Source organism: Pedobacter gandavensis, from assembly GCF_014172405.1.
GTDB lineage: Bacteria > Bacteroidota > Bacteroidia > Sphingobacteriales > Sphingobacteriaceae > Pedobacter > Pedobacter gandavensis.
Window position 1 is genome coordinate 530,050 of sequence record NZ_WNXC01000002.1, and the last position, 6,016, is coordinate 536,065.

The window sequence follows — 6,016 nt, forward strand, 5'->3', positions numbered from 1 at the left end:
AATCTTATTTAGCTTGACCAGTTTTCAAATGAACGGTATATTCTTTAAGCGGATATCCAGCCTGGGACTTGAATCCCCTACCCGTAATGATAAAATCATAATCTTTGTTTGGTGTTAAAGAAAGCTTGACGTTGAAAGTTTTTCGATCCTCAAGAAACCGATAACCCCGGTAATCGGGAAATGTGCTTTGCCGCCTTCACCAAAAGAAATAGATTTCCCGGGTCCCATTGGTTGAGAAAAATTTAATGTTAATTCAGTTAAGGTGGTATCCACCTCGGTTTTCAAATTAATATCAAGTGATAATTTTACAAAGGGCTGCAGTTCTTCAAACTTTTTCAACAATTCTGTTGGGTTTAAAAGTTCAGCATAATATTTAGATGCTGTCAGAAATTTTTCTACTTGCGCAGCGTCCTGGTAATTTAGCTCAATAATATCTTTTACGGCCTTTTTTTTGTTTGACTGATTGTTATAATAAGATTTGCAAATCGCATATCCCATAAAGTAACCTAAATCAGCATGTGTTACACTTGAGCCATTATACAACCAATTGGACATTTCAGTACTGAACATATCTATTTTGAATGATTCCTTTAATTGGGCTTCGTGTTGCCTTCCATAAACGGTGTAAGCACTTCGATTTATTTTTCCAGTCACCAGTTCACTAATAAAATCTGCTGAACCTTCCCCAATGCTCTTAGCTAAAAAAGTACTGCCATTTGATTTTTGTTGTGTATGAACGTATTCGTCAACATTTAAACCAATCAAATTAGTACTATGTTGATTTTTAAACACATTTCTCAGCCAATCGCTCAATTCTGTGGCATCAGTTGCTTGGTCAGCCGTTGCTATTTCTGCTCCCACTAAAACCATATCATCTGTAATTGTTCCACCAGAACGCAATCCCCCGACAGTGAAATAAATCTTAGCGGGACGCATTTCCGGATACAGTTTTCTAAACCGATTTAAACTAACTTCAATAGCCTTAGCCTGCTTTTTAGCTTGCAAGTTGTTTTTTCTTATGCTTGTCCAAAACTTGGGATATTTATTGATAAGTTCAACCCAAAGCGCTGCATCATAATCCCGAGCTTCCATAAAAGCCTTTAGTCCTACAGAGCCCTTATCTACGTAGAGTTCTTGAATAATACTTCTTTTGAATGAGTGTGTCGGAAGTAGTCTTTGCACTATCATAAGCTATCCAAAAATGGTCAATATCTGATGTATAAATTATTGATCCTGGACTATCCTGCGCTTTAATAATAAATGGAAAGAAACAGGCAAGGGTTAAAATGTAAAGAAGCCTCATGTATAATATTTTCACATTAGAACTGAACATTCGGCTAAATGTTACTAGCGAGATGATTTTAGAATCAAAATACCCGAAAAGCAAAAAAGCCTTAGATTTCTCTAAGGCTTTCCAATGTACCGTTTCTCCGGATTACTTTGAACATTTAGATCGTTTTTTAAGGGTTATGGAACCTATTATTAATGATTTAAGTGTCAAAGGATTTATTTGAATTTGCCTTTTGCTCTAGTTATTGATAGCGCAAATCTAGTTAAAAACAACCTCAACCGGGCAATTATGCTTTTGGTTTGAAAAGCAGACTTTACGTTTGAAGATTGAGCCAAATTAAGAATCTAGTCGTAAAATTATTTTTAACCTTAAACCTGTGTTTTATTGGTCCATTATACATAGGTTCGTATATATCACTCAGGACATGACAGTTAAAGATCAAATAATCATATACCAAACCACAGACGGAACTACTTCTATTGATGTTAAGCTAGAAAATGAAACTATTTGGCTGAATCAATATCAACTTGCTAAACTGTTCAAAACGGATCGTACCTCTTTGGCAAAACATATTAGGAATATATATAAAGCGGAAGAACTAGATGAGATATCAACTTGTGCAAAATTTGCACAAGTTCAAACTGAAGGTTCAAGAAATATTAGACGAGAAGTGACTCACTACAATTTAGATCTCATTATTTCAGTTGGATATAGAGTAAATTCAAAACAAGGTACCCAATTCCGCATCTGGGCAAATAAAATTCTGAAATAATACCTGGTAAAAGGCTATTCTTTAAATGAATCACGATTACGAGAACAAAATGATCAATTAAACTCTTTAAAGAATACCGTCAATCTCTTAAGTAATGTACTTGAAAATAAGTCATTAAATACAGATGAAGCTACAGGCCTACTGCGAGTAGTAACCGATTACGCATACGCCCTAGATATACTTGACAAGTATGATCATCAGCAACTAACAATTGAAGGAACAACTACAAGACAGCTTTTTGCAATAAATTATGCTGAAGCAAAACAAGCAATTTATGATCTTAAAGATAAATTCGGCGGGAGTTCATTATTTGGGAACGAAAAAGATCAATCTTTCAGAAGTTCCATTGCTACAATATATCAAACATTTGATGGTATTGATTTATATCCAAGTGTAGAGGAAAAAGCCGCCAGCCTTTTATACTTTGTGGTTAAAAACCATTCCTTTTCTGATGGTAATAAACGGATTGCTGCTTACCTATTTGTTTGGTTTCTGAACAAGAACAGCATCCTTTAAAAACCAGATGGATCAAAACGCATTGCAGACAATGCATTGGTTGCGCTAACATTAATGATAGCCGAAAGCAAATCTGATGAGAAGGAAATAATGGTGAAGGTAATTGTCAACCTTATAAATATCAAAAATTAAAAAAGCCTTTAGATATCATCTAAAGGCTCCAAAAATATATTTTTTAATGATTTTCCCATATGGGAAAAATTTCTGTACCGTTCAGCAGGAATACTTTCATCATTTAGAGGACTATTTGCGGCTTAACGAGCCAGCATTTAAGAAATTCTGCTTTGTTCAAGATGTATTTTTCTCCGGCCAGATCGGATATTTTTATTTCATAGTCATCATTTCTCTTCTTTTTGATGGCATACAGACTGCAAAGTGGTTTTGGCTCCAGTGAAATATGCAAGTGGCTTTTCCGGGGCTAGTTGTTCTAAGGTTATTTTGACTCCATTTGTACAAAAGCTATAGACTCAGCAGCATCGCTGATACCTAGCACCGAGCCCCCCAAACGAGTTATGAAACTCTTTTCCCGAAGATACTGCACTGAAAAACTGCAACCATAATACCTGACTATCATTCGCAAGCATGTAGGACCACAATCCATGGCGTCTAATTGCTGGTAGTGGGGAAAGAGTTTTCTCAGTTTACAACAGGCCGTTAATCATATCTTTCACTTTGTCACTTCCCGGGAAAGCTGATTTTTTTTTGATGAGTAGCCCTTTCTTGTTATATAACAGATATGATGGAATATATTCGAACCCAAAATGACCCATAACGTACTCCCACTGGGAATCATTCAGGTAATAATGTTCACTGCCTATACCCTTAATTTTTTCTTCCCATACGTTTCGGGGCGAAGACGAATTCGTGAGATAGACAAACACAACATCCTTGTCATGGAATTCGCCTTTTGCGCTTCTGAATTCCTGTATAGCAGTTAGGCAAGGAATACACCAGGTTGCCCAAAGGTCGATTAAAACAACCTTGTTTTTATACTTAGAAACTATTGTTTCTATAACCTTATCATTCGGAATTGACAAGATATCATTGATAACAATAGGTGATTTATATTTATCCAGTCCAACAACCTGCAGGTCTTTTCGAAATAATATTTTTGCAATATCTCCGTCTTTCCAATATTTTTTGATATTTTCCTTTTGTATCTGGCTTAGCGGTCTTATTTGTTCATTGAGCTGTATGCCATAAGCATTGGCCGCCAAAATATCATAGTATTGGCCGTCTTTGAATCCAACCAAATCTGATAAAATAGCTTTCACCTTGTTCAGCCAAGACGGAATATCACTGTCTCCTATCAAAGGTAGTCCCAATGTTCTATCTTGGAGAATTGATTTTTGAAATTCGAGGAAGGTAAAAATATACAAATATTGAGGATCATTGAGATTAGAGTCTTTCAAAAAACGAAAAAAGAGTCTGTCAATATTTTGGATAACGGGCTCCGTGTTTTTATCACCATTGGTTGCGCGATAATTTCCCTTCATTTTACCCGCATAATCGAATACAGAGGTATTATATAGAAATAGTTGAAAATCTTTTGACAATATTTCTTTTAATTCTTTTGAGATTAATGCATCATTTCGTACTACAGTCAATCTCTCGGATAAAACACTTTCGGTATATTCTAAAAAATAATCTGTAGGTTTATCATAAGGCGAATCAAGGAAATTGTCGGACTTAAATTCAATCATTTCACCTATAAGGCCGAAGCAACGGAGCACATCATACTTATTCATGTTTGGTGTTACCTCAACATGTTCAATACCAAAACTTGAATCGTAGGCGAGATTAATGTTTGTAAGATCACCACTCTTCAATTTGACGAGAAGTGCTTTATCTGGGTCTAAACTAGTGTAAAACCTAGTCAAGCAAATCGATGTCTCAACATCAACATCAATAGCGAATTTTCCAGTTCGATCAACTAATGCTTTATATTTAACAAACTCTCCAGAGATTGGATGTGGAACAGTAATATTTACATAAATACTGTCGCTACTTGTATTATTTTGGACTGTTATTGTTCCCGTTAACTTTGCAATACCCACTTTTACAACAGGCGTATCTATTACCATGCCTACAGATGACTTATATAATAGTAAGAATAAAAGGCTCAATACACCATAAAGATGTAATTTTCTTATTTTAGTCATAATTTTTTGATTTAAAACTAGTAGACCTTTTTTAAGATCTGCTAGAATGAATATTTACATAAGAGTTGAACAAGACATTTCATAATAAAATGACTACTCTTGTAAAGATAGCAGAATGGCTTGATTTTTAGAAAAATTAACTTCAAGAAGATTACCAGAAGTTCATTGCCTGCAAGAGCGGCCCGATATTTTGCGATATCAGCTAACCTATTATTAATGATTTAAGTGTCAAAGGATTTATTTGAATTTGCCTTTTGCTCTAGTTATTGATAGCGCAAATCTAGTGAACAACAACCTTAACCGAACTCCCTTTGAACCAAAAATTTGCAAATAAAGTAATTTATAATTTTGGTTTATGGGCCATGAAGAGTTCGCCCCATCGATCAAACACTATATTAAGAAAATACAATAATCAAAAGTAAAAAAATAAGCAAAGGACTCAATAGAATGAAATAATAGGATACATGATCAACTAAAGTATTCTTTTCATCAGTAATTAAATCATCTTTTTTATCTATATAATTCCTGTTTATATATTGTAGAACATAAATCGCTAAAAAATAAAATGGTATATATATATATTTAGGAATATTTTTAAGAAAGGCGCTGAAAAATATGGCTACTACTACAAGCAACTGAACATTAAAGGCAAACATCAAACGAACCGTCCTATCTTTAACCCCTCTTTTATCTTTATTTCTTGTTAAATAATTAAAAAACCAATCGATTACGCTCTTATACGGGTTTAATGTCATAATTTAATTTTTCTTAGAACCATGCCTAAATTAATTAAATATCTTTGAATAGTCTGTTCGACTTCAGGCAAATTGGTATCTACCATTCCCTTTACACCATCAATTGCACCTGTAGCATCTAAAATCGCATAGGCAGCAAGAGCTCCTAAACTTACTATCCATCAAATGCACCGAGATTGGGCTTGACACTGCTACTGTACCCACCTGAAATTTTGTTTGAAATGCATTTAAATCAAAATTAGCAAAATCTAGTGTCAATACTGATGATAGAAAACTGATACAAAGGCTGTTTGATAATTTATTATATATACTGAAAAAATAAAAATTCAGTAGAAAAGTGCACATGAAGGGTGATTGGGAGATGAGAAGAAAATGGATCAATCCCAAAACTTGTGGAGCAGGTGATAAAAATATAGCTTTGTATTTTTATCCAGTTTAATATTTATGCCATCAAGTACTGCATCATTACTGAAATTATTTCTGCCAGATTTTATACTAGAGAATTTTGAATTCAAAGGAG

The 6,016-nt window shown here is 34.2% G+C and carries 6 protein-coding genes; 2 read left to right on the plus strand and 4 right to left on the minus strand.

Annotated features, from left to right (window positions below; genetic code table 11):
• Positions 1–114: 114 nt before the first annotated feature.
• The gene (locus GM920_RS10230; RefSeq protein WP_182956610.1) at positions 115–1,188 is read right to left on the minus strand and encodes a hypothetical protein; all 1,074 of its coding nucleotides are present in this window, start codon (positions 1,186–1,188) and stop codon (positions 115–117) included.
• 527 nt (positions 1,189–1,715) lie between these two features.
• Here GM920_RS10230 and GM920_RS23595 point away from each other — a divergent pair.
• Both GM920_RS23595 and GM920_RS23995 read left to right on the plus strand, forming a co-directional pair.
• On the plus strand, positions 1,716–2,063 hold the full coding sequence (locus GM920_RS23595) for a virulence RhuM family protein (RefSeq protein WP_202986081.1): 348 nt from the start codon (positions 1,716–1,718) through the stop codon (positions 2,061–2,063).
• Positions 2,064–2,333: 270 nt separating this feature from the next.
• A complete protein-coding gene (locus GM920_RS23995) occupies positions 2,334–2,579 on the plus strand; it encodes a type II toxin-antitoxin system death-on-curing family toxin (RefSeq protein ID WP_394367957.1) in 246 nt (81 codons plus the stop codon).
• A gap of 433 nt (positions 2,580–3,012) precedes the next feature.
• Here the strand turns inward: GM920_RS23995 and GM920_RS24000 are convergent, their stop codons facing one another.
• From GM920_RS24000 to GM920_RS10250, 3 genes are all read right to left on the minus strand, one after another.
• Positions 3,013–3,219 (minus strand): cysteine peptidase family C39 domain-containing protein, encoded by a 207-nt coding sequence (locus GM920_RS24000; RefSeq protein ID WP_394367958.1) that lies wholly within the window; start codon positions 3,217–3,219, stop codon positions 3,013–3,015.
• A gap of 1 nt (position 3,220) precedes the next feature.
• Positions 3,221–4,741 carry a TlpA family protein disulfide reductase gene (locus GM920_RS10245; protein WP_182956612.1) on the minus strand — a complete coding sequence of 507 codons (1,521 nt, stop codon included), beginning with the start codon at positions 4,739–4,741 and terminating at the stop codon, positions 3,221–3,223.
• Between the two features lie 395 nt (positions 4,742–5,136).
• The gene (locus tag GM920_RS10250; RefSeq protein WP_182956615.1) at positions 5,137–5,496 is read right to left on the minus strand and encodes a hypothetical protein; all 360 of its coding nucleotides are present in this window, start codon (positions 5,494–5,496) and stop codon (positions 5,137–5,139) included.
• Positions 5,497–6,016 lie beyond the last annotated feature (520 nt).